The organism is Pimelobacter simplex (genome assembly GCF_024662235.1).
In the GTDB taxonomy this organism is placed as follows: Bacteria; Actinomycetota; Actinomycetes; order Propionibacteriales; family Nocardioidaceae; genus Nocardioides.
The window spans coordinates 5774866-5798073 of record NZ_CP096276.1 but is presented as its reverse complement, the minus strand read 5'-3'; the positions used below and the strand labels follow the sequence as shown (position 1 = coordinate 5798073).

Below are 23208 nucleotides of genomic sequence, written 5' to 3'. Positions count from 1 at the left end.
CCCGCTGCTGGTCCTCGGGCTGGCGATCGCGGCGCTCACCCTCGTCCCGCTCGGCTACGTCCTCTGGACGACGGCCGAGCTGGGCGTGGGCGAGGCCACCGACTTCCTGTGGCGACCGCGGATCGGCGAGCTGCTCTGGAACACCGTCCGGCTGCTCGTCCTCGGCGTGCTCGTGAGCACCGCCGTCGGCGTCGCCGGCGCGTGGGTGGTCGAGCGGACCGACGTACCGGGGCGCGGCTGGTGGCACGGCCTGCTGTGCGCGCCGCTCGCGGTGCCGGCATTCGTCAACGGCTACGGCTGGGTCTCGACGACCCACGCGGTGCAGTCGTTCCCGGGCGCGGTGATGGTGGTGTCGCTGTCGTACTTCCCGCTCGTCTACCTGCCGACGGTCGCCGCGCTGCGTCGCCTCGACCCGGCGGTCGAGGAGGTCGCGACCGCGCTCGGCAAGGGACCGTGGGCGGTGTTCTGGCGGGTCACGCTGCCGGCGATCAGCCCGGCGGTGCTGGGCGGAGCGCTGCTCGTCGGCCTTCACCTGCTCGCCGAGTACGGCGCCCTGCAGCTGCTCAACTACCCCACCCTGACCACGGCGATCCTCCAGCAGTACGCCACCGTCTTCAACGGACCCGAGGCGACGCTGCTGGCGCTCGTGCTCGTCACGTTCTGCCTGCTTCTGCTCGGCCTTGAGTCGCTCCTGCGCGGACGGCGCCAGCGCGCCCGGGTCGGTTCGGGAGCACGCCGCGAGCCCACCCGGATCCGGCTCGGCCGGCGCCGTCCCGTGGTCGTCGGCGGACTCCTCCTGCTCGCCGTGTGGGCGCTCGGCGTACCGATCGCCGCTCTGGTGCGGTGGCTGGTGCGCGGGACGTCGTCGGGCATCGACTGGGCCGAGCTGACGGGCGCCGCGTCGAGCACCTTCGTGCTGGCGCTGCTCGGCGGGCTGCTCGCCACCGCGGCCGCCGTACCGGTGGTGTGGCTGGCGGTCCGTCACCGCGGCCTGCTGACCACCGCGATCGAGCGCAGCGTCTACACCGCCAGCGCCATGCCCGGCATCGTGATCGCGCTGGCACTGGTCACCGTCTCGATCCGCGCGGTGCCGTCGGTCTACCAGACGCTCGCGCTGCTGCTGGTCGGCTACCTCATCCTGTTCCTGCCTCGTGCCGTGGTGAGCGTGCGCTCGACCTTCGAGCTCGTGCCGCCCAACCTCGAGGAGGTCGCGCGCAGCCTGGGCTGCAGCGGCCCCGCGGTCGCCCGGCGCGTCACCCTGCCGCTGGTCCTGCCCGGCCTGAGCGCCGCTGCCGCCCTCGTCGCGCTCGCCGTGGCCACCGAGCTCACCGCGACCCTGCTGCTCGCGCCGATCGGCACCGAGACCCTCGCGACGCGGTTCTGGTCCGACGCCTCGTCCGTCGCGTACGGCGCCGCCGCGCCCTACGCCCTGGCGCTGATCGCGCTGTCCGTACCCTCCACCTGGCTGCTGGCCCGGTTGAGCCTGAGGAGCCGCTGATGACGACGGATGCCGCACTCGAGATCCGCGGGCTGGAGGCCGGCTACGGCACGACTCCCGTGCTGCGCGGGGTCGACCTGGTCGTGCCGGGCGGCGTGACCTCGATCCTCGGCTCCTCCGGCTGCGGCAAGACGACGCTGCTGCGCGCGGTCGCCGGCTTCGTGCAGCCCACCGGCGGCACCATCAGCGTGGCCGGCACCGAGGTCGTCGGCGGACGCCGCAGCATCCCCGCCCGGCAGCGCGGCATCGGCTACGTGCCCCAGGAGGGCGCGCTCTTCCCCCACCTGACCGTCGCCCGCAACGTCTCCTTCGGCCTGCCCCGCGACCAGCGCCGCAACGCCGCAGCCCTCGTCGCCGAGGCCCTCGAGATGGTGGAGATCGACCCGGCGCTGGCCGGCCGCTACCCCCACGAGCTGTCCGGCGGCCAACAGCAGCGGGTGGCCCTGGCCCGTGCGCTCGCGCCCCGGCCCGCCCTCGTCCTGCTCGACGAGCCGTTCTCCTCGCTCGACGCCTCGCTGCGCGAGGAGACCGGACGCGCCGTCGTCCGCGCCCTGCGCGCCGCCGACGCCGCCGCGGTCCTGGTCACCCACGACCAGGGCGAGGCCTTGTCGCTCGCCGACCAGGTCGCGGTGATGATGGCCGGCCAGTTCCGCCAGGTCGCCGCACCCGCCGCGGTCTACCTCGCTCCGGCCGACCCCGACGTGGCCGCCTTCATCGGCCACGCCTCGCTCCTCGCGGGCGAGGTCGACCCCGGCGGCCAGGCGCACTCGCCCCTGGGCGTCCTCGACCTGCGGACCCCGGTCGCGGCGGGGCCCGCCCGGTTCGCCGTACGGTCGGAGCAGGTGCAGGTCGGCCCCGACGCCGCTGCCGGCGCGCCCGGCGAGGTGCTCGACGTCAGCTTCTTCGGCCACGACGCGACCATCCGGGTCCGGCTCGACTCCGGCGAGCAGGTCACCGCACGGACTCCCGCCGACCGCGTGCCCCGTGCCGGCGACCGGGTCGGGCTCCGCGTCACCGGCGACGTGATCGCCTTCGCGGGCTAGGACACGCCCTAGGCGTACCAGCCGGAGGGACCGAGCTCCTCCCCCAACCGCGGCACGTACTGGTCGAAGAACACCCGCGCGATCAGGTCGCGTCGCGAGCGCACCCCCGCCTTGTCGAAGACCGACTTCAGGTGGTCCTGCACCGTGTACGCCGACAGGTGCAGCGTCCTCCCGATCTCCTGGGTTGCGACGCCCTGCAGCACCAGCTGCGTCACGTCGCGCTCGCGCGGGGTCAGCCCGAAGGCCGCGACCACGAGGCCGACGATCTCGGGCGGACGCGCCTCCTCGATGGTGATCACGACGTCCCCGTCGTGCCCACCGGTGCCGCTCAACGGCCCGGCCTGCAGGATCAGCCAGCGCCCACGGCGGGTCCGCGCCCGGCACCGCGGCAGCGCGGTCGACTCACCGCGCGCATAGCGCCGCGCGGCCCCGACCAGGCCCGACAGCAGGGCCACCGGGATCGGCGCGCCGGGGTCGCGGGCGAGCTCGCGCAGCCGGTGCTCGGCGGTGGCGGTCATCTGGTTGATCCGGTACTCCGCGCCGATGATGACCACGGCCGGCCCCGGGTGCTCGCGCTCGGCGTCGTCCTGCGGTGCGTCCGTGTCCGCCAGCCGGGCCATCAGGCCGACCCGCACCCCACGGGCGAAGGCCGGCGCCAGCGAGGCGAGGAACTCGATCTCGGCGAGGTCGAACGGCCGGTCGTCGGCGCCGCGCATGAGTCCCATCCCGCCCCACACCGCCGTTCCCTCGCGGAACACCACCCGCGCCTCGTCCGCGTGCCCGTAGTGCGCCAGGTGGTACGACGCGATCCGCATCGAGCGCGCGACGTCCCCGCCGGTCTGCAGGTGGACGCCCGCCGCGGGACGCTCCGCCGTGGCCAGCTCGGCGAACGACGTCGCCTCGGGGCTGCCGTACTCCAGCAGCCCGAACTCGTCGTCGCGCGGGTCGACCGTGCACAGGTGCCCGAACTTGCGATCGCTCGTCAGCAGCAGGGTCCGCGGGTCATGGGTGCCGACGCACGCGCTGACCCAGGGCACCGCTCGTCGTACGGACTCGACGGCCTCGGTGAGGAAGGAGTCCAGGTCCAGCCCGGCGTGGGCGACGACGTCGACGTCCTTGCGCACCCGCTCGGCGGTCAGTCCTGAGGCCATGCGAGCAGTGTGGACCAACGCCTCGGCGCCGAGGTATCCCAGATTTCTGGGTGGTCTGGTCCACCCAGTCGAGCAGGCCCAGAAGTCCCCCGACGACCGGGATGGTCCGCGGCCCGCCGGCGCCCGAGGGTTGCCGCCATGACCACCACTCCTGACCGCACGCTCCTCGCCCGGCTCACGACGACCTGCGAGATCCACCTCCCCGGCGACCCCGGGTACGACGCCGCCCGCGTCCCCTGGAACGTCGCCGTCGACCAGCGGCCGGCCGCGGTCGCGATCCCGCGCACCGTCGAGGAGGTGCAGGACGTCGTCCGGGCCGCCGCGGCCACCGGGCTGCGGATCGCCCCGCAGAGCACCGGGCACGGCGCGGCCGCCCTCGGCGAAGGCTCGCTCGAGGACGTCGTCCTGGTGCGGATGTCGGCGCTCACCGGCGTCACGATCGACCCGGCCGCGGAGACCGCACGGGTCCTCGGCGGCACGCTCTGGCGCGATGTCGTCGGCGCGGCCGCGCAGCACGGCCGCGCGGTCCTGCACGGCTCCGCCCCCGACGTCGCCGTCGCCGGCTTCGTCCTGGGCGGCGGCCTGTCCTTCTACGGACGCCGGCACGGCGTGGCCGCCAACGCGGTGACCGCGATCGAGGTCGTCACCTCGGACGGTGCGCTGGTGCGCGCCACTCCGGACCAGGACCGCGACCTGCTCTGGGCGCTGCGCGGGGGCGGCGGCAACTTCGGTGTCGTCGTGGCCATCGAGATCGGGCTGCTCCCCTATGCCGACGTCTTCGCCGGCATGCTGCTGTGGGACCGCGAGCGCGCGGCGGACGTCGTACCGGCGTGGGTGGCGTGGACCCGGACCGCACCCGAGAGCGCGACCACGTCGCTGCGGGTGATGAGCTTCCCGCCGATCCCCGAGCTGCCGCCGTTCCTGTCGGGGCGCGATGTCGTCGTGATCGACGGCGCCGTGCTGGAGTCCGACGAGCGCGCCGCCGAGCTGCTCGCGCCGCTGCGCGCGCTGGACCCGGAGGTCGACACCTTCGGCCGGATCCCCGCGTCCGCCGTCCTCGACATGCACATGGATCCGCCGGAGCCCTCCCCCGCCGTCGCCGACCACGCCGTGCTCGGCGACCTCGACGCGGCCGGCGTCCAGGCCTTCCTCGACCAGGTCGGCCCCGGCACCCGCAGCGGCCTCACGTTCGCCGAGCTGCGCCACCTCGGCGGCGCCTTCGCCCGCCCCGACGCCGCCGGAGGTGCCTTGTCCCACCTGCCCGGCTCGTACGCCCTGTTCTGCATGGCGATGGCCCCGACGCCCCAAGCCGCGGTCGCGGGCCGCGCCGCTGCCTTCTCGGTCGTCCGCGCCCTCTCCGGGTGGGCGCGGCCGAGCCTGGTCCCGACCTTCACCGAGACCACGGTCGACACCAGCCGCTTCTACGACGGCGACGACTGGGCGGCGCTGTGCCGGCTGCGCGACGTGGTCGACCCGGGGCGGCTGTTCGTCGCCAACCACGGGCTCTGAGGCCGGCGCGGCGCGACTCAGGCGTAGTCGGCGTACACCTTCCGGTTCGCACCGTCGACCGTGACGGATCCTCCGTGGGGGAGGATCCACTGCGGCCGGGTGTGGCCGAACGGGACGCCGACGCACACCACCGCCTCGGGCTGGTAGCGGGCGACGAGGTCGACGACCACGTCGCGCTGCTCGGCCCGGAGGCGGGCGCGCTCGGCCGCGTCGGGCCGGCGTACGAAGTCGGAGACCGGCGGGCGCGCGAGCAGCACCGCGCTCGCCCTGGCGAGGAGGCCGCGCTCCCCGAGGTTGCGGACGATCCAGCCGACCTCGTTGGCCGGCATCAGCTCCTCGGACGTCTCGAGCAGGATCACGCCGCCGTCGAGGTCGTCAGGCTCCGCAGTGAACCGGCCGGCCGCGAGCACCCACTCCAGGATCTCGACGCACCCACCCCAGGTGGGACCGGTGACCTCGCGCGCCGGACCCGCCCAGTGCCAGGGCTCGGTGGGCTCGCGGTCGCCGTACTGCGTGAGGGCGAGGGGGTCGTTCCAGTCCTTGCCGACGTCCTCGGACTCACCGGGATCGGTGACCTCGATCCGCCCGCCGTCGAGGAGTGCGGCCCGCAGGGACGTCGCGTGCTCGGGGTCCAGCCCAGGCCCCGGCCCGACATGGACCTGGGTGGAACCCCCGTAGAAACTGGCGATTCCCTGCGACCACAGCCACTGGTGCAGGTTGGTGTTGTCGCTCGTGCCCAGGAACGGCTTGGGGTCCCGGCGTACCGCATCGGCGTCGAGGTGCGGGATCACCGTGATCTGGTCGTCGCCCCCGATCGTCGCGATCACCGCCCGGATGTCCGGGTCCGCGAACGCCGCGTTGAGATCGGCCGCCCGCTCCTCCGCCGTCGCCCCCAGCTTGCGGGTGGTCGGGTACTCGACCGGCACCAGACCGGTCACCTCGGCCAGCCGGCGCAGCGCCTGCTCGTGGACCTCGGGGGCGACCGCGGGAGCGGCGAAGGACGGCGACAGGACGGCGATCCGGTCGCCGGGGCGGGCCTTGGGCGGGTGGACGAGGTCGCGGGGCGCGGTCATGGCGCCAGCACAGCACGGCGGTCCGAGGATTCGCACCTGACTTTCGGGGGTACGGAACCCGCGTCGCACAGCACGCGGGCGGGAGGCCCGCCCCACCGGAGGGACCCACCATGCACCGCTCGCGCCCGCTGCTCCGGCGGCTCCTGACCGCCGGCACCGCCGCCGTCCTGACCCTGCCCGTGCTCGGCATCGTCGGGACGACCGGCACCGCCCGCGCGGACGACAGGGTGGACCCACCGACCACGGACCTGGTCCGGTCCGTCGAGGTCTCCACGCTGACTCCCCGCCGGGTCGCGCCGCGCGCCCAGCGCCCGTCCGCCGGAGGGATCCGCGCCTACCCGGTCCCGACCAGCGCGGCCGGGCTGCGCCGGATCACCACCGCGCCCGACGGCACCATGTGGTTCGCCGAGGGCGACAAGAACCGCATCGGCCGGATCACGACCGGCGGCGCGATCACCGAGTACCCGCTCTTCGCCCAGACCAGCGCCGGCAGCCTGGTCAAGGACATCGAGGTCGACGCATCCGGGCTCGTGTGGGTGGTGTGGGACTCCGGCTGGAAGATCAGCCGGATCAACACGGGCACGCTGACGGCGTACACGTGGTCGTTGGAGTACCCCTACGGCGAGGAGGTCCGGGTCGGCCCCGGCGGCGCCACCTGGGTGACCCTGTCGTACGACGTCGACGGCATCCTGCGCATCGTCGGCGACAACGCCAACTGGGCGGCCAACGCGCCCGAGTGCGACAACGCCCTCGGCCGCGGCCGGGACGGCTACATGTGGTGCCAGGACTTCGACAAGCTCATCCGGGTCAACACCGACGGCGCCGGTGGTGCGGCGCTGCCGCTGCCCTCCGACGCGACGTACCCCTACTCGGTCGCGACCGGGCCCAACAACAAGATCTGGTTCGGCCGTGACACCGGCGGCTCGATGTTCTCCTCCCCCGCCTGGGGCAACGTCGGCTGGATCGACAACGCCAACCAGCCGCACATCATCCGCACCGGCGACCGCACCGCCCCGCGCAGCCTCGTCACCGGCCGCGACGGCAACGTGTGGTTCACCAGCGTCGGAGCCGCCAAGGGCATCGGCCACGTCAACGCCAGCGGCCAGGGCGCGATCGTCCAGGTCGGCAACTACCGCCCCACCTCGGTGACCTACGGCGCCGACGGCGCCCTGTGGTTCACCGACAGGGACAACAACTCCATCGTCCGCGTGCCCCGCGACAACCTGTGGGTGACCAATGTCGACGTGGGCGGCCGCTCCCAACTCCGCCCCCACCCGCAGCCGCGCGCCACGGCCGCCAAGAAGGTCGACGCCGACAAGCGCCGCAAGAAGGCCACGGTCGCCGTCACCTGCGGCGCCGGAATCGTCCCGTGCAGCGGATCCGTCGTCGTCAAGCTCGGCCGCAAGACGCTCGGCACCGGCAGGTACGCCGCCGCTCCCGGCCGTCGAGCGAACGCGGTCGTGTCGCTCAACGCCGCCGCCCGGACCCAGCTCAAGCGCAAGGCGAAGGTCAAGGTCGTCCTGATCCTGACCTCCGCGACCGGCCAGCGCGTGACCCGGAAGGCCCTTCTCACCCGCTGACCCGGTCTGCCTAGGATCGCCGCATGTCGCAGCCCCCCGAGGTCGTCACGTACGACGGCCTGCCCGCGGCCGCCGGCGGTGCGCACTCCCTGCGCACCAAGCGCCCCGCCCAGGCCCTCGACCGCGTCCAGACCTTCCTCGACGCCTGCACCGCTCCCCTCGGCGCACCCACCTGGGGCTTCCAGGTCGCCGCCGGCGGCACGCCCGACGAGACCGAACGCCTGATCGCCGCCGCCACCGACGCCCTCGGCGGTCCCCGCCAACGCTCGCGGACCCACACCACCTGGAACGTCCGGCCCGACACCGTCGCCGCTGCGTTGGCCGTCCTCGACGCCGCGGGCGCCGCCGTCACGACGTACGGCGGGGCGCTGGGGGCGCTCACTCTCAGCGCGGCGGTCGACCTCGTCGACCCGGCCGGCGGGACGCCGTACGTGGGGATGGGGGCGGACGCCTACGGCGGCTTCGCCGTCGACGGCTACGGGCGGCTGCTCGGGCAGTCCGGCGTACGGGCGACGCTGGGAACGTCGGCGTCGTCGCTGTCGTTGTGGCTCAACCTGCCCGGCGACTCACGGCTCGAGGCCGGCGCGCGGCACCTGCAGGACAACCTGTCGTTCAAGCTGTCCGGCAAGCACTGGCGGCGGTGGGTGCCGACGCGGGCGGGTGACGGGTGGCGGTCGGTGAAGCTGGCGTCGCCGCTGGCCCACGGGAGTGTGCGGGAGTAGACGCACCCTTTAGAGCGCCGACAGCGCTTTGCCCTCCAAGTCGGTCGCGCCGCCGATAAGGACCTCTATCGACACGAGTTCGTCCGGGGGCGCAAACGGACGTGTGGTCCTCTGCGCCTGATCCAAGTGCGCGATAGCTGTCCCAACGGCCGCCTCAGGTCGCTCCGCTTCTATGTGGAGCCAGACAGCGTAGGTGCCGTCCGAGCCCGGATCCGAGACGTCATCGACCACTCCGATGGCATCTAGGATCCGAAACATCTCGTCCGCCAACATCGCCCCGCGGGGGAGTGCCTCGCTCGACGGCCGTAGCCGGAATCGCATCGAATACGTACGGCCCATACCAGGCCCCCTTACGCGCTTGACACCGCCTACGATAGTGGTGTAGCCCGCTACATTCAATGCTCGGGGGTTAGAGTTCGAACCTCTGATCTACATAGAAGCTCGTGATCGCCAGAACGGCCGTGATACCGACTGCAACCACACGGCGCTTCCGGCTTGAGTCGTGGTCTGTCACGTAGTGGAACGCCTCGAAACCCAGGTAGGCCAGAGCGAGCCATCCGAGAACCAGGACCTTGCCGGGCAGCAGTTGGAGCGTGGTCGCCGTCAGCCACCCTAGGACTAGGACACCGATGACAACGACGGCCTCCAGCGCACGACGCAGCGTCATCGACTCGCCAGTCCTAGATGACACACGCCGCTTGAGGTTCGAGATCTCCGCGTTCGCCTCGTCCAACCGTGCTTCCGCCGCCCGGGCACGCTCGCCGTCCACCCTCTTCGTGCGGACGACACGATCACCCTGCCGAAGCAACCGGGCACGCGCGAAGTCTCTTACCCCGTTCTTATGAACGCCTTCAGGGTCAAGAAAACCATCGGCAAGGAATTGCTGCACATCTGCGCGATCGAGCTGGTCGCCTTCACTGAGCAGGTCGCCCAATTCGAGCATCTCATCATTAGTATATGTCGCGGCAACACTCAGGAATGCGCCAAGTATCAGGTCCTCGCTCAGTCGGTCCGCGAATGTCGCCCTTCCTTCAAGGGAGGCTCTTCCATCGAATGCGGCATAATGCAGAAGCCACGTGGACGCACGAATGCCCAGCGGAAACGGGTCATCCACAATGTTCCTGTACGCCTCTTCTGACGAGCGATCACTCGCAACAAACCAGGCCGACGGTACCAACGACTCAGCCGCCCTGAGACGCTTGTCCCGCACGACGGCAGCGCTGATGCCATCGGTCGTCCTAAGTTCTGCGCCTCGCACTCGAATTCGTCCAAGTTCAAGCTGGAGTCTCTTGATCTCTTCGGTGAACATCTCGACAAAATCGACATCGAAATCAAAGTCGTCGGTATCAACAATCCTAACGGAATACCGCCGAACCAGCGGCTCTAGGTCTCGCCGACCCTTTGCCCAAGTTTCGAATGATCTCGCATCACGATCGCGCGCATACCCATACTCACGAATTACGTGATGCTGATGCAGTTTCAAGGCCTCGCCGAGGTCGTCTGCATAGCGCGTGACTAACTGTTCAATAAAGACGTCCGCTTGCTCCCAGTGTGCCTCCCATTCCTTTTGAACGCGACTGGTGAGGATCAACTCGCTGCCGTGAGAACTAGCCGTTTCCAAGAACGTCGTGAACAACTCAACAACGCGATCGTCGTGGCTCGCCAGAGAGAGCAGTTCACTGGTATCAAGAACTAGACTCGCGGTTGGCATCGGTCCCTCAACGTCCTCCCGGCAGACCATGCCGTGCAGTATCTGGCCAGCGACGATCGTGCTCAATAGCTCGTTTCCAAACGCCTCGTCAGGACTCGCGGCGCTCAGCAGAAGCTCAGCCACAAAATCGGCCAGCGCTGCGGGATGAACACGTGACCGGATCTCGGGAACCGCAGCGCGCAGGTTGAGCCTGACCTCCCGCAGGTCGTTCGGCGAGGCGCTCCTCTGCACCGCGTCGAAGACTCCGCGACTCGACCGCACCATCGCTCCCACTACTTCTTTGGTGAGTTTCGGGGCCCTCCCGGCGATCTCCGCATCGTGAGGAAACGTTGCCACCAGGCGGGACCGAACCTCGGCCTCCGCCTCGCTCAGTATTAGTTCTGCCCAATCCCGGTCGGCGGCCGCTTCGGCCTTTACTCCCTCCGGAAGACCCCATCGCAACTTTCCCTTGCGCCCCTCGTAGCGCAACAAGAGATCCTGGCTCTGGGCGCGTTCCAAGGCTTCAGTAAGGAGCGTGGGGGTCGTGTCTTGTCCAACGAGAGTGAGGGTGAGCTCCTCACGCAGTTCGCGTCTCGTCAGGGACCCCTTCCGCGCGAGCACCTCGATAATGGTGCTTACAAGGATGTCATGCTGCCAGGCGGCGCGGTTTGGGTCGAGGGCCGCTCTCGCCGCAGCGAGAACGGTAGTTTCTTGAGCTAGTCGTAGTTCTGCCATCGGACCTCCGGTGCGAGAATGGGAGCGGGCGTGCAGCAAACCACACCTTGCGCAGCACTATCCCATCAGCCGGACCCCACCTCGACGACTGCGACCAAACAGCTCTGCTTCGACTGCGCCTGCGAGACGACTCCCCCTGACAGCGCCGCGACTGACTGGCGCGATGCGTTAGTAGAATCGCTTGCAGTGGGCACGCATATGCGGGTGCACGTCCCAGCGACGCGAGCGAACGCCAGCCACGGCGGACAGCCCACCATTGCAGCGACGTGTCCAGAACACCTCTACGGCGACTCCGTCGGGCAGCCCATACGCGCGCTCCTCCGGACGGCTCCAAAGCGACCGCATCGAAGCCCTAGGGTCCTGAGACCAAGAACGGCGGCCGCGGAGGGGGCATTGGACGAGACGTACTCGCGCCTGGCAACGCCGCCCTCGCCGAGCGGCGCGGGTCGAGCCATCCGCTCGTTCAACAAGCAAACCGCCCCTGACCTGCGTCTCCGCAGGTCAGGGGCGGTTCGGGCCGTGGCAGGTAGTGGATTCGAACCACTGTAGGCTACGCCGGCTGATTTACAGTCAGCTCCCTTTGGCCGCTCGGGCAACCTGCCGGGCTGTCGTCCCGCACCCCTCTGACCCCCACGGGGACGGTCCTGAGTTGGCGTGCTGGCGACGACGCGAAACAATAGCGCAGCAGCCCCGCCCGACTGAAAACGCAGGTGACACCATGGCCGACTCGTCCTTCGACATCGTCAGCAAGATCGACCGCCAGGAGGTCGACAACGCCCTCGGGCAGGCGGCCCGGGAGATCGCGACGCGCTTCGACTTCAAGGGGACGGGGGCGACGATCGAGTGGAAGGGTGATGACGCGATCGAGATCACTGCTTCCGCCGATGACCGGGCGAGTGCGGTGCTGAGCGTGTTCCAGGACAAGCTCATCAAGCGCGACCAGTCACTCAAGATCCTCGATGCTTCGGAGCCGCGGGCGTCGGGGCAGCAGTCCAAGATCGCGATCGCGCTCAAGGAGGGGATCACCTCCGAGGATGCCAAGAAGATCGCCAAGCTGATCCGCGACGAGGGGCCCAAGGGCGTCAAGACGCAGGTGCAGGGTGACGAGCTGCGGGTGTCGTCCAAGAAGCGTGACGACCTGCAGGCCGTGATCGCGCTGGTCAAGGGTCAGGATTACGACTTCGCGGTGCAGTTCACCAACTACCGGTGAAGCTGCGGCCGGTCCTTGCAGAGGCCCGCGTCCTCGCTCAGTTCGCAGGAACCCAGAGCGACGCCGCCGCGGTCCCGTGCTGCCCTCCGACTTGGGGCACAGGTGCGAGTACGCGTTGGGGGCACCCGGCGACGAGTGCTCCCGCGCATGGTCGACCTAACGACATCGCAGCCCGCGGCCAATCAGACTCGGTCCGCGGATGGTCCCCGCCGCGCAGACGGAAGGCCCCTTCATGCCGAGCGGCTCGCGCGCCCTGCCGCCACCGGCGAGCTGCCCAAGTTTCAGGTTGACAGGGTCCCGCTGCCCGAACGTTCAGCACGTCCCGATTCGTCGCCCCGAGGGCCGACGCAAGGCGGCGTGCACTTTCACAACCGTCATCGCGGTAGACCGTTCGGGCCGAGCGCGGACGACGTGCTCGGAGCACGAGCAGAACACACTTACCGCCGATTAGGTGCTCGCCGCGCGTCGTTGGCGAGTGGGTGCGATCTGGAGTACAGCTCGGATAGGACCCGCTCGTCGCTTCCCTGGACGCGCAACGCAACGCGCAACGCGCGTTGGCTCTACCGTCGGAGCTCTGACCGCCAGCAATCGTAGGAGTCCTGACCGATGAACATGTCGACGCGACGAAACCTGATCCTCGAGGGTATCGAGAACTGCAAGCTGGCCACGAGTAGGGCCGTCGACTTCAAGAGTCACCCGGACCCGGCCATCCAGAGCCTCGCCGAGGCTATCCACTTCCTATCCTACGGCGCCCAACAAATCGGCCTCGCGCTGTCCGACGAAGGCCGCACAAACGACCTTCCGCTGTAGGTCCCCGTGCGCCTCCACGCGGAGGTTGGGGCCACGCTGTCGTGGCCTACCAGACACAGGGATAGCGTCGCGGCCCTGTGAGATGGTGCTCCCCATGGAGATGGACTCGAAAGAGATTCAGCCGATCACCAGCGCGATCCGGCACGACCTCGGCGACGACGACAAGTACGCCCCACGCCTCGGCGTGGCTATCGCGTCAGTTCTGACAGACACCCAGCGCCAGGCACTCAAGGAGGCACACGTCTCGGGACAGCCACGTCTTCTCGCTTGGTCGACGGGCGACGAACGAGATGTCCTCCTTCGACCCGACAATGGCGTGCTTGTCCACGCCGCCGTGCGCGCCGACGAGGTCGCTGTGACAGTTCGCCGGCTCGAAGACGTGCGATCATTCGGCGCATCCAACTTCTCCGCTCCGGCGACCAATGGGTTACGCGACCTCACGTGGCAGGTGGCCGGTTGGAGTGTGACCCTCAGCGACGGCACGACGCTCATGGCGAGCACCGTGAACGACTCGGCGCACCTCGACCGGGCACGCGAGTTCATGACGAGCCTGCTGAGCTGACCCGCCTGAGGCCGTTGGGGTGCGGCGGCCCAGGGCTCCTCACCCCAACTGCGAATGACGACTCGCCGACGCCGGGAACATCTCGAATGGCCCAGTCAGCCGGATCAACTTGGCCACGTGCGAGCCACACATCTCCCCCCGGACCCGCGTGTGAACCGCGCGAGACTCACGAGTTCGCCTCCAGCCACTCGGCAGCCGAGAGAGCGTGCGCCGCGAACTCCCGGAGATCTGCGACCGCCCCGACAACGTCACCGGGCGTCTTGAGGTCGGCACAGTAGTCAGCATCGATCATGACCCCGAGGGGGCCGTTGTCGTACCGGCCGACGATCACCGGCCCGAAATCCGGCCCCACGTGGTGGGACGTCCACTCGCCGTTGAGGTGCTCGGCACCGTGATCCGTCACGCACCACGGCGGGCAGGTCGCAGCGGCGCGTTCGACCTTCACCGCTGCAGAGCACGCACCACAACTGACCTCGTCACTCTTGCCTCGGCTGTCGAAGAAGACCCAGCCCTGCGCCGACGGCCGCGAGAGGGCCTTGCCGCGGTCTCGCTCAGTCGTGTCGATCCGGGCGCCGCAGCCAGTGCAAACGAAGGCAACCGGGGCACCAGTGCGCTCCATGTGCTCCGGCGTCTCGCCGCCGAGAGCAACCCCGATACCTTCGACGATCGCTGCGGCGACCTCCCGCGCCACGGTCGGCGCGATCTGCTGCTGCTCGACACGGAAAGTGCGCTCTGCGCCGACCCAGACACCCCACTCGTAGCTCGGTACGGGGCACCCGGCCTCCATGTGGGTGCCGTCGGGGTCGTGGAACTTGCGGACGTAGAGGGAGAGTCTCTTGCCCTCACCGCCGGCGGGGTCGGGCAGCTCATCGTCGGCGACCAGACGGCTTCCTGGGCCCTGATCGATGGTTGATGTGGTCACGGTTCTACGTCCTCTCGTCAGGTGGGTTCCGAAGTCGCCCGGCAGTGCCCCGGGAGAGCGAATCTTGTCTACAGACAAGAACGAAGCTACTTGTCCATGGACCACTAGCCAAGAGACAATCGGGGCCATGCCTGAGCACCTGATGGACATGCACGCGATCGCCGAACTGCTCGGCGTCTCGAAGCAGCGCGTGCAGCAGCTCGCGGCCGCCGGCAAACTGCCCGAGCCCCACGCCGATCTGCGGATTGGTCGCGTCTGGCTGCGAGCCGACATCGAGAAGTGGGCACGCGAGACGGGCCGGATCGCCTGAGCAGAGGGACGAAATGCTGAAGGACGGTCCGCAACCGGTCCGCAGTACCCTCGTCTCGTGCCCACGGCCGGTCAACGCCACCAAACGAGCCATCTCAAGTCAGGCCAATGCTGGCAACGACAGATAGCGCCACCCGCTGAGCGGTCCGCGCATCACGAGCTACGGCTGAGGCGCCGCCCGTGAACGTCGACCGCCACCTCGCCGCGGCGATCGGACTCGTCGTCGTCGCGGTGGGTCTGGTCGTGGGGGTCGGTGTCGCCTTCGCGTACGACGTGGGCTCGGCCCCGCGCCGGACCCCGCCCGCCGCGGCGACCCAGCCGGGAGGCCCGGCGGGCCCCGCGGTCACCGGCGCCGCCCCGGCCCAGCCCCAGCCGCAGGCACCGCAGGAGCAGCAGCGGCCCGACCAGTACCGCCCCGACGACGCCTGGGTGACCCGGGTCGCAGGGGCGACCGGGATCCCGCCGCGCGCGCTGGCGGCCTACGCGCGGGCCCACCTGCGAGTGGCGGACGAGCAGCCGGGGTGCAAGGTGGCGTGGAACAGCATCGCCGCGCTCGGCGGCGTCGAGTCCCGCCACGGCAGCGTCAATGACGCGGTGCTCGGTGCGGACGGCGTCCCGCGGCCGCCGATCCTGGGGCCGCGGCTGGATGGCAAGGCGTTCGCGGCGATCCGGGACACCGACGGTGGGGCGCTCGACGGGGACACCGAGTGGGACCGGGCGGTGGGGCCGTTGCAGTTCATCCCGTCGACGTGGGCCCGGTGGGCCGCCGACGGCAACGGTGACGGGACCGCCGACCCGCACCAGATCGACGACGCGGCGCTCGCGGCCGGCCGCTACCTGTGCGCTGCCGGCGACCTCAGCACGCCCGACGCGTGGCGCCGCGCGATCTTCAGCTTCAACCACTCCGACGCCTACGTCGCGGACATCGCCGCCCTCGCCAACCAGTACGCCGCCGCGGCCGGCTGAGCGCCCGGTCCGCGGAACCGCTGCGCGCGGGCGCGTGCCGAGGTGAGAATGGTCCCGGAGGAGGGACTCTCTTGCGAGGCGCCGCGGTCCGGTCCGAGTGGCCGGCATTGACGCGTGAGGTCGTCGCCCAGGTCGCTGACCTGGTGGCGGCCGGTACGAGCGTGCTCCTGTGCGGGGCCGCCGGCATCGGCAAGTCGTACGCCGCCCGGCAGGTCGCCGCCGCCGTCCCCGGCTGCGTCTCCGTCCTCTGCACGCCCTCGGGCAACCGCGTCCCGCTGGGCGCACTCCACGGCTGGCTGGCCGAGCTGGGCCTGGCCGACGCGACCGGTGGGCCGTCGGTGAGCCCGCTGGTGCTGGCCGGGCAGGTCACACCTCAGGGACCCGCCGACGAGCCGGTCCTCGTCCACGTCGACGACATCGACCTGCTCGACCCGGCGAGCGCCGAGCTGCTGGCGCTGCTGTGCCGGCGCGGGGTGGTCCAGCTGCTGGCCACCCTGCGCTCCCCCGGCGGCGGCGCGCTGCCGGGGCCCCTGGCCCGGCTGCTGGTCGAGGACCAGGTGGTCCGGGTCGAGGTCGCGCCGCTGACGCCCAACGAGGTCGGCGAGCTGGTCCAGCTCGCGCTCGACGGGCCGGTGCACCACGAGACGATCCGGTTCCTGCACCGCACCACCGAGGGCAACAACCTGTTCCTGCGCGAGCTCGTCAGGGCCGGCGCCGCGCAGGCGACGTTCGTCCTCGAGAACGACGTCTGGCGTTGGCACGCGTCGTCCGCCCCGGAGGCGCTGCTGCTGCCGGCACTGTTCAGTGACGACCTCGACGCGCTCTCCGACGCCGAGCGCGAGACGGTCGAGCTGGTCGCGCTCACCGAGCCGATCGCGATCGACGCGTTGGCACTGGCGGTCGGTCCGGGGGTGGTGACCGGGCTGGTCCGCTCGGGGCTGCTGGTCGAGGTCGAGCAGCACGTCCGTACGCACCATCCGCTGTTCGCCGAGTCCGCGCGCGGACGGATCGGACCGTGGCAGCGCCGACAGCTCTTCGAGCGGCTCCACGAGACGCTCCCCGACCCGCCGACCGGCGCGGGTGGCGGACTCCTGCGCTGGCTGGCCTGGGGTGCCGAGAGCGGCGCCAAGATCGCTGCGAGCACCTGGCTCAACGGCGCCCGCGCGGCGGCCGGCGCCGGGGACCTGCCGTACGCCGAGGAGCTCGCCGGCCACGCGCTCGCGACCACGCCCCTCGCCGCCCGGGACCGGCTCGAGGCGCACACCCTGCGCGCCGAGGTACGCCGCTTCCGCGCCCAGCGCGCGCAGGCGCTGGCCGACCTCGACGCGGCCGCGGCCGCGCTCCCGGACGCGACCCACGAGGCCGACCCGGACTGGCTGGCCGGCCAGGTGCTCGCCGCGGCCCGGACCCGCGCCGACCTCCTCCAGTACGTCGACGACGACCCCGACGCGGCCCTGACCGCCCTGACCGACGGCTACGCCCGAGCCGCCCGGCTCGCGCCCGAGCACCCCGGTCTGGCCCAGCAGCGCCTGGAGACGATGACCCGGCAGGGATGGGCCGGGCAGTGCGCCGCGCTCCGTACCGAGACGCCCCGGCTGCTGGCGGCGCTGACCACAGAAGACGTCCCAGAGAACGTGGAGGCCGTCTCCCCCGCCCTGCTCGCCCTCGCCTGGCAGGGCCGGACGACGACCCTGCGCGACCTGGCCCGGGCCGGCCTCCGCGCCCTGGCCGACGTCGAGTCCGGTCCCTCGGCCGCACGCCCCCACCTGGCGGTGGAGATCGTGTGCACGACCTTCTTCACCGACCTGTACGGCGGCGTCCCGGCCGACGACGAAGGTCCCGACGCGCTGGCCCAGCTGGTCCCCACCGCGATCGCCGAGGACATCGACACCGGGCTCCTCGCCGCCGGCGCCGGCCGCCGGCTGCTCGCAGAAGGCGCCTGGGCCGAGGCCGACCGGGTCCTGGGGGACGCCCTCGCCCTGCTGGAGCAGCGCGACCCGAGCGGGTTCGGGGCCTGGACGACGGCCGCCGCCGCGCTCGCCGCCGCCGGGGTCGGTGACCTCGACCGGGCCGCCACGCTGGCCGCCGCGGCCGCCGCGTCCCCCTCGCGCACCAGCCGCTCGCTCGCCCCCGACCTGCGCACGCTGCTGGCCCGGGCCCGGCTGATCGGCGATCCCGAGCAGGCGACGGCCGCGATCGAGGACCTCCGCGGCTGGGCCCGCGAGCACGCCCACCACCTCACCGAGCTCGAGGCGCTGCACCTCCTCGCCCTCGCGGCACCCGCCACGATCACCGCCGACCACGCCGCGCGCGCCACCCACCTCGCGACCGGCATGGAGGCGCCCGTCGCCCGCCACCTCGCCGACCACGTCACGGCCGTCGCCCACGGCGACGACGCCGTCGCGGGCGCCGCGACCCGGCGCCTGGCCGAGCACGGCCGCTGCCTCCCAGCCAGGGGCCGGGAGGCAGCGGTGCTGAGCCGTCGTGAGCGCGAGGTCGCCTCGCTGGTCGCCGGCGGCCTGAGCACCCCGGAGATCGCCGAGCGCCTGCACCTGTCGACCCGCACGGTCGAGAGCCACATCGCCCGGATCTTCACCAAGCTCGGCATCAACCGCCGCGCCCAGGTCCGCGATCTCCTCGGCTAGGACGCAGGGCTCACCGCACGTTCATCACCGCACCACAGGCCGGAGCCTTGCCGCGCGGCTGGTACGCCACCGACACCAGGTACGGCGCCTGCGCCGCCCGGAAGCGGGCCGTGCCCTTGCCGCGGCTCGTCCCGGCCTTCGCGACCACCTTGCGGCCGTCGTACCGGACCACGAGTCGGCCCGCGCCCGACACCAGTCGCCCGTTGCGGCCGAGCACCCGCGCGTCGACCCGGTAGCCGCCGCCGGCCTCGGCCCGCAGCGCGCCGCGGATCGTGCACGAGGGACGCCCGCGACGGACGTCGACGATGACGACGTCGCTCTCCGCCACGGTGTACGGCGACCCCGCCGCCGGCGTGTACCGCGCGACGATCCGGTGCCGGCCGGGCGAGAGCTTGCGCAGCACCACGCCGCCGTAGCCGTACCGGGAGACGGGCGAGGCCTTGCCGAGCGCCTTGCCGTTGTCGAAGTACTGCACCCCGCCGCGCGGCACCTCCACCCCGGCGTCCGGACGCGAGACGAGCGCCCGGATGTGCAGGTCCTGGCCGACGAACAGCGGCCGCGGGCCGGTGATGAGGGTGACGGTGGCTCGTCGCTCGGCGACCTTCTGGGCGAGCGGGGCGCTGGCCGCGGCGTCGTACCGCTCGTCGCCGAGGTAGCGGGCGAGCACGGTGTGCCCACCGGCCGCGAGCGCGGCGGTCGTGACGCGCACCCGGCCGTCGGGGCCGAGCGCGACGGGTGCGTCGAGCGGGACGCCGTCGATCTCGAGGCTGACCTGCCCGGTCGGCGTCGCGGTCGCCGGGCGGACCGGGTCGACCTGGACGACGAACGTCAGCGGCGCCCCGGCCGGGGCCGGGTTGCGGTCACTGGTGAGCCGTACGGTGGTCGTGCCGGGGTTGACGACCTGGTCGAGGAACGCGCTGCTGGCGTCGTACCGGTCGTCGTCGCCGAGGTAGACCGCGCGCACCCGGTGCGTCCCGACCGGCAGCTCGTCGGTGGTCAGCCGGGCGGTGCCGCGGTGGTCGAGGGCGACCGGGCCGCCGAGGGCCTGCGCCCCGGCATAGAGCTGCACCTCGCCCGTCGGTACGCCGGCCCCGGCGGCGCTGGAGCGCACGGCCACGTCCAGGACGACGTCCTCCCCGGCCACGACCGGGTTGTAGGCGGAGGTCAGCTCGACGGTGACGTCGCCGCGGTTGACGACGACCGCCCGCGCCGGGCTGGTGGCGTCGGCGAACTCGGCGTCGCCGGAGTACACCGCGGTGATCTGGTGCGTCCCGACCGGGATCCGGGTGGTGACCAGGCGGGCCTGGCCCGCGCTGTCGATCGCCACCGGCTCGTCGAGCAGCGTGCCGTCGGCCTCGAACCGGACCGTGCCGGTGGGCGTGCCCCGGCTGGGGTCGCGCCGGGCGACGAGCGCGGTCAGCGTGGTCTCCTCGCCGCGCACCACCGGGTCCAGCGGTACACCGAGCGCCACGTCGGTGCCGCCGCGGGCGACGGTAAGGCCGGCCTCGCTGGACGACGGGAGGAAGTCGCCGGCCGGCGCGTACGCCGCCTCGACCCGGTACTCCCCTGCCGGCAGGCCGCCGCCGAACACCGTCGCGGACCCGCCGCTCAGCGTCGCGGTGCCGAGCGTCGTGACGACACCGGTGTCGACGGAGCGGGCGCGCAGCGTGACGGTGCCGGTGGCCGGCCCGTCGGCGTTCGACTCGGGCGTCACGGTGACGTCGTAGCGGGCGGTCTGCCGGTTGACGACGGTCGGCAGGTCGACCTGGACCGTGGTCCGGAAGCGCTGGGTGTAGTCGATGACGACCCGGCCGTCGCCGGAGGCCGAGGTGCTCCAGGCCGAGACCAGCTCGGCGAGCGCAGGCTCGTGGAAGCTGCGGCCACCGCCGCCGCCTCCGCCGCCGCCACCGCCGGTACGGCCGCCGCCGCCACCGGAGCCGCCCGGGTAGCCGCCCCCACCGCCGCCACCGCCGCCTGCTCCGGTGCTGCTGCCGGCGTTGCCGCCGGTCCCGCCGCCGGGGCCGCCCGCGGCACCCGCGGTGCCGCCGCCCGACGTACCGTCGCCGCCGCCGTCAGACCCGTTCTGGTCCGCGCCGCCGCCGGTCCCGCCGGCGCCGTTGAAGCCGCCCTTGCCGCCACCGCCGGCGCCACCGCCGGCGACCGCGACGACCGTGTCGTCGAGCACGAGCGCGGTGGCGCCACCACCGCCCGCACCCGCGCCGCCCGAGGTGACGCCGATCGAGGAGCCCGTGTTGCCCCAGCCGCCCGAACCGTACGGCGACGGCCCACCGCCGCCCGGCTCGTCCTTCGCGCCGCCGGCGTCGCGGCCCGCCGCGCCGACCAGCACCCGGAGGACGTCGCCCTCCTCGACCGCCACGCGTACCTTGCCGACCGCACCGCGGCCACCGGAGCCCCCGGACTTGCCGCCGTTGCCGCCGGACGCACCGCGCAGCTCGACCGTCAGCTCGTTGACGCCCGAGGGCACCACGAACTCCTGCGGTCCGCCGCTGTAGCCCATCTCGACGTGGCCCTGCGCGGCCTGCGCCGGCGGCGCCGCCACGGTCGCCACGGCGACCAGGCCCGATCCCATCATGGCGACGGCGACCAGCCCTGCCATGCGTCCCTTGCTCGTGTCTCGGAGCACGATGATTCCCTCCCGTTGCCCACCCTCGGCCTGCCAGCATCGGGGGAACGGGGGCGCGGGCGCTTCCGTAGGGACTACGTAAAAGTCACCATGCAGCGCGCAGGAGCGCGAGCACCGCAGGGGCGTCAACCGGCCCCGCGTTCGGGTACGGCGCCGCCGCCACCCGGTCCGCGACCGCGGCCAGGCCGTCGGCGGGGACGCCGAGGTCGCGCAGCCGGCGCGGGCCGTCGTACGACGCGGCGAGGGCGGCGATCGCCGCCGCCGGGTCGCCCCCGGTGATCGCGGTGAGCCGTTCGGCCGCGGCCGGTGCGAACGGCAGGTTGTGCCGCACCACGTGCGCCAGCAGCAGGGTGTGCAACGGCGCGTGCGGCAGGTCGAAGGTGCCGCCGAGGGCGTGCGCGAGCTGGTGGTGCAGGCCCATCGGGACCGTGGCCAGGCAGGTGCCGGCGAGCCACGCTCCCTGCTGGAGCGCCGCGCGTGCGGGGCGGTCGCCGGGCTCGGCGAGCACCTGCGGCAGGGCGTCGAGGAGCAGCCGCGCCGACTCGGTCGCCAGCGCGTCGCTGACCGCGGTGGAGGTCGCGGCCCAGAGCGCCTCGACGGCGTGGGCGAGCGCGTTGACGGCGCTGGTCAGGCTGAGCCCGACCGGCAGGGCGAGCGTGAGGTCGACGTCGTAGACGACGGTGCGCGGCAGCAGGGAGGCATCGCGCCGGGTCCGCTTGACGCCGTCCTCCGTCTCGCCGAGGACGGGGGTGACCTCGGAGCCGGCGTAGGTGGTGGGCATCGTGAGGTGGGGCAGGCCGGTGCGGGCGACGAGCGCCTTGCCGAGTCCCACCGCGGAGCCGCCGCCGATGGTCACCACCGCGTCGGCACGGGACGCCTCGACGAGCGCCAGGGCCTCCTCGGTCACCGCGACCGGGGTGTGCACGACCGGCCGGTCGAAGCGGGCGACCGCGCGCTCGCCCAGCGCGGCCGCCAGCTCGTCGGCCGCGGGGGCTGCGGAGCGGGTCGCGACGACCAGCACGCGCTGCGCGTCGTACCGGGTGAGCTCGTCGGGCAGGGCGTGCCGGGCGCCCGCCCCGAGCAGCACCCGGGACGGCGAGGTCTCGTGGACGACCACCATGACCCGACCGTATCGGCCATGATGCCGCCATGAACCCCGCGGCTGAGATCAGCATCGACGCGCCCCTGCAGACCGTCTGGGCGGTCATGCTCGACACCGCGCGCTACGGCGAGTGGAACCCCTTCGTCGAGCGCGCCGAGACCGCCGTACCGGCCGCGGTGGGCAACCCGATCGTGCTCCACGTCGTGTGGGCCAACGGCAAGCGCACCCGCTCGCCGGAGCGGATCACCGCGCTCGACGGGCCCACCACCGATCCCGCCACCGGTACGACGACCGCGCTGATGTCGTACGTCTACGAGGGCGTGCCGGCCCGGCTGGGCCTGGTCCGGGGGGTGCGCCACCAGCGGCTCACCCAGGAGCCGGGCGGGCCCACGACGTACGCGACGGTGGAGGAGTTCCGCGGCCCGCTCGTCGCCCTCGCGGGGCCCGGGCGGGTGGCGGACGGCTTCCGCCGGCACGCCGAGGGGCTCAAGCGGCGGGCGGAGGCGGAGGCGGCTTCGCCCCCGGCGGGATGAGCTCGTCGGAGTTCTTCGCCGCCCAGAGCGCGAACCCGAACACCGCCGCCCCGCACAGGATGTCGGTCACCACGTGCGCCTGGCGCCACCAGACCATGCTGGTCGCGCCCGGCGCGAGGTAGTGCCCGATCCCGATCAGGCCCGAGATCGAGTAGCCGGTGAGCGCGATCGCCGCCGAGGTGATGTGCCGCCGGAACCACAGCAGCAGGCCCACCGCCCCGAACGCGGTGAACACGAACCACCCCACCGCGACCAGGGTCGCCGAGGGCGCGGGCACGGCTGCGTCGGGGCCGGGCACCGGGTAGTCGTCGTAGTTGACGTAGTTGTCGACGTAGTGGACGACCGACACCAGCACCGCGACCCCGAGCAGCCAGCACAGCACGCGGGTCGCTCGGAGATAGCTCACCCGAACAGATTAGGGCGCGACCGGAGGCGGGACGCTAGGCGCGCGCCGTTCATGTAACTACGTGTTAGTTCACCTACCCGGGCGCTGTGACGTGCCAC

The 23208-nt window shown here is 72.2% G+C and carries 19 protein-coding genes and 1 tRNA gene; 12 read left to right on the top strand and 8 right to left on the bottom strand.

Translation table 11 applies throughout. The annotated features are described in order from the left end of the window. Positions 1-85: 85 nt before the first annotated feature. Positions 86-1498 (top strand): ABC transporter permease, encoded by a 1413-nt coding sequence (locus M0M48_RS28385; RefSeq protein ID WP_257753697.1) that lies wholly within the window; start codon positions 86-88, stop codon positions 1496-1498. Continuing rightward, positions 1498-2541: an ABC transporter ATP-binding protein gene (locus tag M0M48_RS28380; RefSeq protein WP_257753696.1), complete on the top strand. Its 1044-nt coding sequence runs from the start codon at positions 1498-1500 to the stop codon at positions 2539-2541. The genes M0M48_RS28385 and M0M48_RS28380 overlap by 1 nt, the downstream gene beginning before the upstream one ends. 8 nt (positions 2542-2549) lie before the next feature. Here the strand turns inward: M0M48_RS28380 and M0M48_RS28375 are convergent, their stop codons facing one another. Beyond that, positions 2550-3692, bottom strand: coding sequence for a helix-turn-helix transcriptional regulator (locus M0M48_RS28375; RefSeq protein ID WP_257753695.1), 1143 nt, complete (start codon positions 3690-3692; stop codon positions 2550-2552). Positions 3693-3830: 138 nt separating this feature from the next. On the opposite strand from M0M48_RS28375, the gene M0M48_RS28370 reads away from it, so the two are divergent. Then, positions 3831-5201: an FAD-binding oxidoreductase gene (locus M0M48_RS28370; RefSeq protein WP_257753694.1), complete on the top strand. Its 1371-nt coding sequence runs from the start codon at positions 3831-3833 to the stop codon at positions 5199-5201. 17 nt (positions 5202-5218) lie between these two features. Here the strand turns inward: M0M48_RS28370 and M0M48_RS28365 are convergent, their stop codons facing one another. Then, positions 5219-6274, bottom strand: a complete 1056-nt coding sequence (locus tag M0M48_RS28365) for a S66 family peptidase (RefSeq protein WP_257753693.1) — start codon at positions 6272-6274, stop codon at positions 5219-5221. A gap of 110 nt (positions 6275-6384) precedes the next feature. On the opposite strand from M0M48_RS28365, the gene M0M48_RS28360 reads away from it, so the two are divergent. Then, the gene (locus M0M48_RS28360; protein WP_257753692.1) at positions 6385-7854 is read left to right on the top strand and encodes a Vgb family protein; all 1470 of its coding nucleotides are present in this window, start codon (positions 6385-6387) and stop codon (positions 7852-7854) included. 23 nt (positions 7855-7877) lie between these two features. Beyond that, positions 7878-8576, top strand: a complete 699-nt coding sequence (locus M0M48_RS28355; protein WP_257753691.1) for a hypothetical protein — start codon at positions 7878-7880, stop codon at positions 8574-8576. Between the two features lie 409 nt (positions 8577-8985). Here M0M48_RS28355 and M0M48_RS28350 read toward each other — a convergent pair whose 3' ends face one another. Together M0M48_RS28350 and M0M48_RS28345 are read right to left on the bottom strand one after the other, a co-directional pair. Continuing rightward, the gene (locus M0M48_RS28350; RefSeq protein ID WP_257753690.1) at positions 8986-10887 is read right to left on the bottom strand and encodes a hypothetical protein; all 1902 of its coding nucleotides are present in this window, start codon (positions 10885-10887) and stop codon (positions 8986-8988) included. Positions 10888-11521: 634 nt separating this feature from the next. Then, positions 11522-11603 (bottom strand) — tRNA-Tyr (locus M0M48_RS28345). A 116-nt stretch (positions 11604-11719) separates the two neighbouring features. On the opposite strand from M0M48_RS28345, the gene M0M48_RS28340 reads away from it, so the two are divergent. The 3 genes from M0M48_RS28340 to M0M48_RS28330 all read left to right on the top strand — a co-directional run bounded on the left by M0M48_RS28340 (position 11720) and on the right by M0M48_RS28330 (position 13583). Then, positions 11720-12211 carry a YajQ family cyclic di-GMP-binding protein gene (locus M0M48_RS28340; RefSeq protein ID WP_257753689.1) on the top strand — a complete coding sequence of 164 codons (492 nt, stop codon included), beginning with the start codon at positions 11720-11722 and terminating at the stop codon, positions 12209-12211. Positions 12212-12817: 606 nt separating this feature from the next. Beyond that, on the top strand, positions 12818-13021 hold the full coding sequence (locus M0M48_RS28335; protein WP_257753688.1) for a hypothetical protein: 204 nt from the start codon (positions 12818-12820) through the stop codon (positions 13019-13021). Positions 13022-13115: 94 nt separating this feature from the next. Beyond that, entirely contained in the window at positions 13116-13583 is a 468-nt protein-coding gene (locus tag M0M48_RS28330; RefSeq protein WP_257753687.1) for a hypothetical protein, read from the top strand. Positions 13584-13749: 166 nt separating this feature from the next. Here the strand turns inward: M0M48_RS28330 and M0M48_RS28325 are convergent, their stop codons facing one another. Next, the gene (locus M0M48_RS28325) at positions 13750-14505 is read right to left on the bottom strand and encodes a hypothetical protein (protein ID WP_257753686.1); all 756 of its coding nucleotides are present in this window, start codon (positions 14503-14505) and stop codon (positions 13750-13752) included. 127 nt (positions 14506-14632) lie between these two features. Between M0M48_RS28325 and M0M48_RS28320 the strand changes: the two genes are divergently transcribed. The 3 genes from M0M48_RS28320 to M0M48_RS28310 all read left to right on the top strand — a co-directional run bounded on the left by M0M48_RS28320 (position 14633) and on the right by M0M48_RS28310 (position 18425). Then, entirely contained in the window at positions 14633-14815 is a 183-nt protein-coding gene (locus M0M48_RS28320; RefSeq protein WP_257753685.1) for a helix-turn-helix transcriptional regulator, read from the top strand. A gap of 179 nt (positions 14816-14994) precedes the next feature. Beyond that, a complete protein-coding gene (locus M0M48_RS28315) occupies positions 14995-15780 on the top strand; it encodes a lytic transglycosylase domain-containing protein (protein ID WP_257753684.1) in 786 nt (261 codons plus the stop codon). Positions 15781-15887: 107 nt separating this feature from the next. Continuing rightward, positions 15888-18425, top strand: coding sequence for a helix-turn-helix transcriptional regulator (locus M0M48_RS28310; protein WP_257753683.1), 2538 nt, complete (start codon positions 15888-15890; stop codon positions 18423-18425). Positions 18426-18435: 10 nt separating this feature from the next. Here the strand turns inward: M0M48_RS28310 and M0M48_RS28305 are convergent, their stop codons facing one another. Together M0M48_RS28305 and M0M48_RS28300 are read right to left on the bottom strand one after the other, a co-directional pair. Then, positions 18436-21042 carry an Ig-like domain-containing protein gene (locus tag M0M48_RS28305; protein ID WP_308220351.1) on the bottom strand — a complete coding sequence of 869 codons (2607 nt, stop codon included), beginning with the start codon at positions 21040-21042 and terminating at the stop codon, positions 18436-18438. Positions 21043-21154: 112 nt separating this feature from the next. Then, positions 21155-22189 carry a maleylacetate reductase gene (locus tag M0M48_RS28300; protein ID WP_257753682.1) on the bottom strand — a complete coding sequence of 345 codons (1035 nt, stop codon included), beginning with the start codon at positions 22187-22189 and terminating at the stop codon, positions 21155-21157. A gap of 29 nt (positions 22190-22218) precedes the next feature. On the opposite strand from M0M48_RS28300, the gene M0M48_RS28295 reads away from it, so the two are divergent. Further along, positions 22219-22704: an SRPBCC domain-containing protein gene (locus M0M48_RS28295; RefSeq protein ID WP_257753681.1), complete on the top strand. Its 486-nt coding sequence runs from the start codon at positions 22219-22221 to the stop codon at positions 22702-22704. Here the strand turns inward: M0M48_RS28295 and M0M48_RS28290 are convergent. Further along, on the bottom strand, positions 22658-23110 hold the full coding sequence (locus M0M48_RS28290; RefSeq protein WP_215813554.1) for a hypothetical protein: 453 nt from the start codon (positions 23108-23110) through the stop codon (positions 22658-22660). The two genes, M0M48_RS28295 and M0M48_RS28290, sit on opposite strands and share 47 nt — an antisense overlap. Positions 23111-23208: the final 98 nt, after the last annotated feature.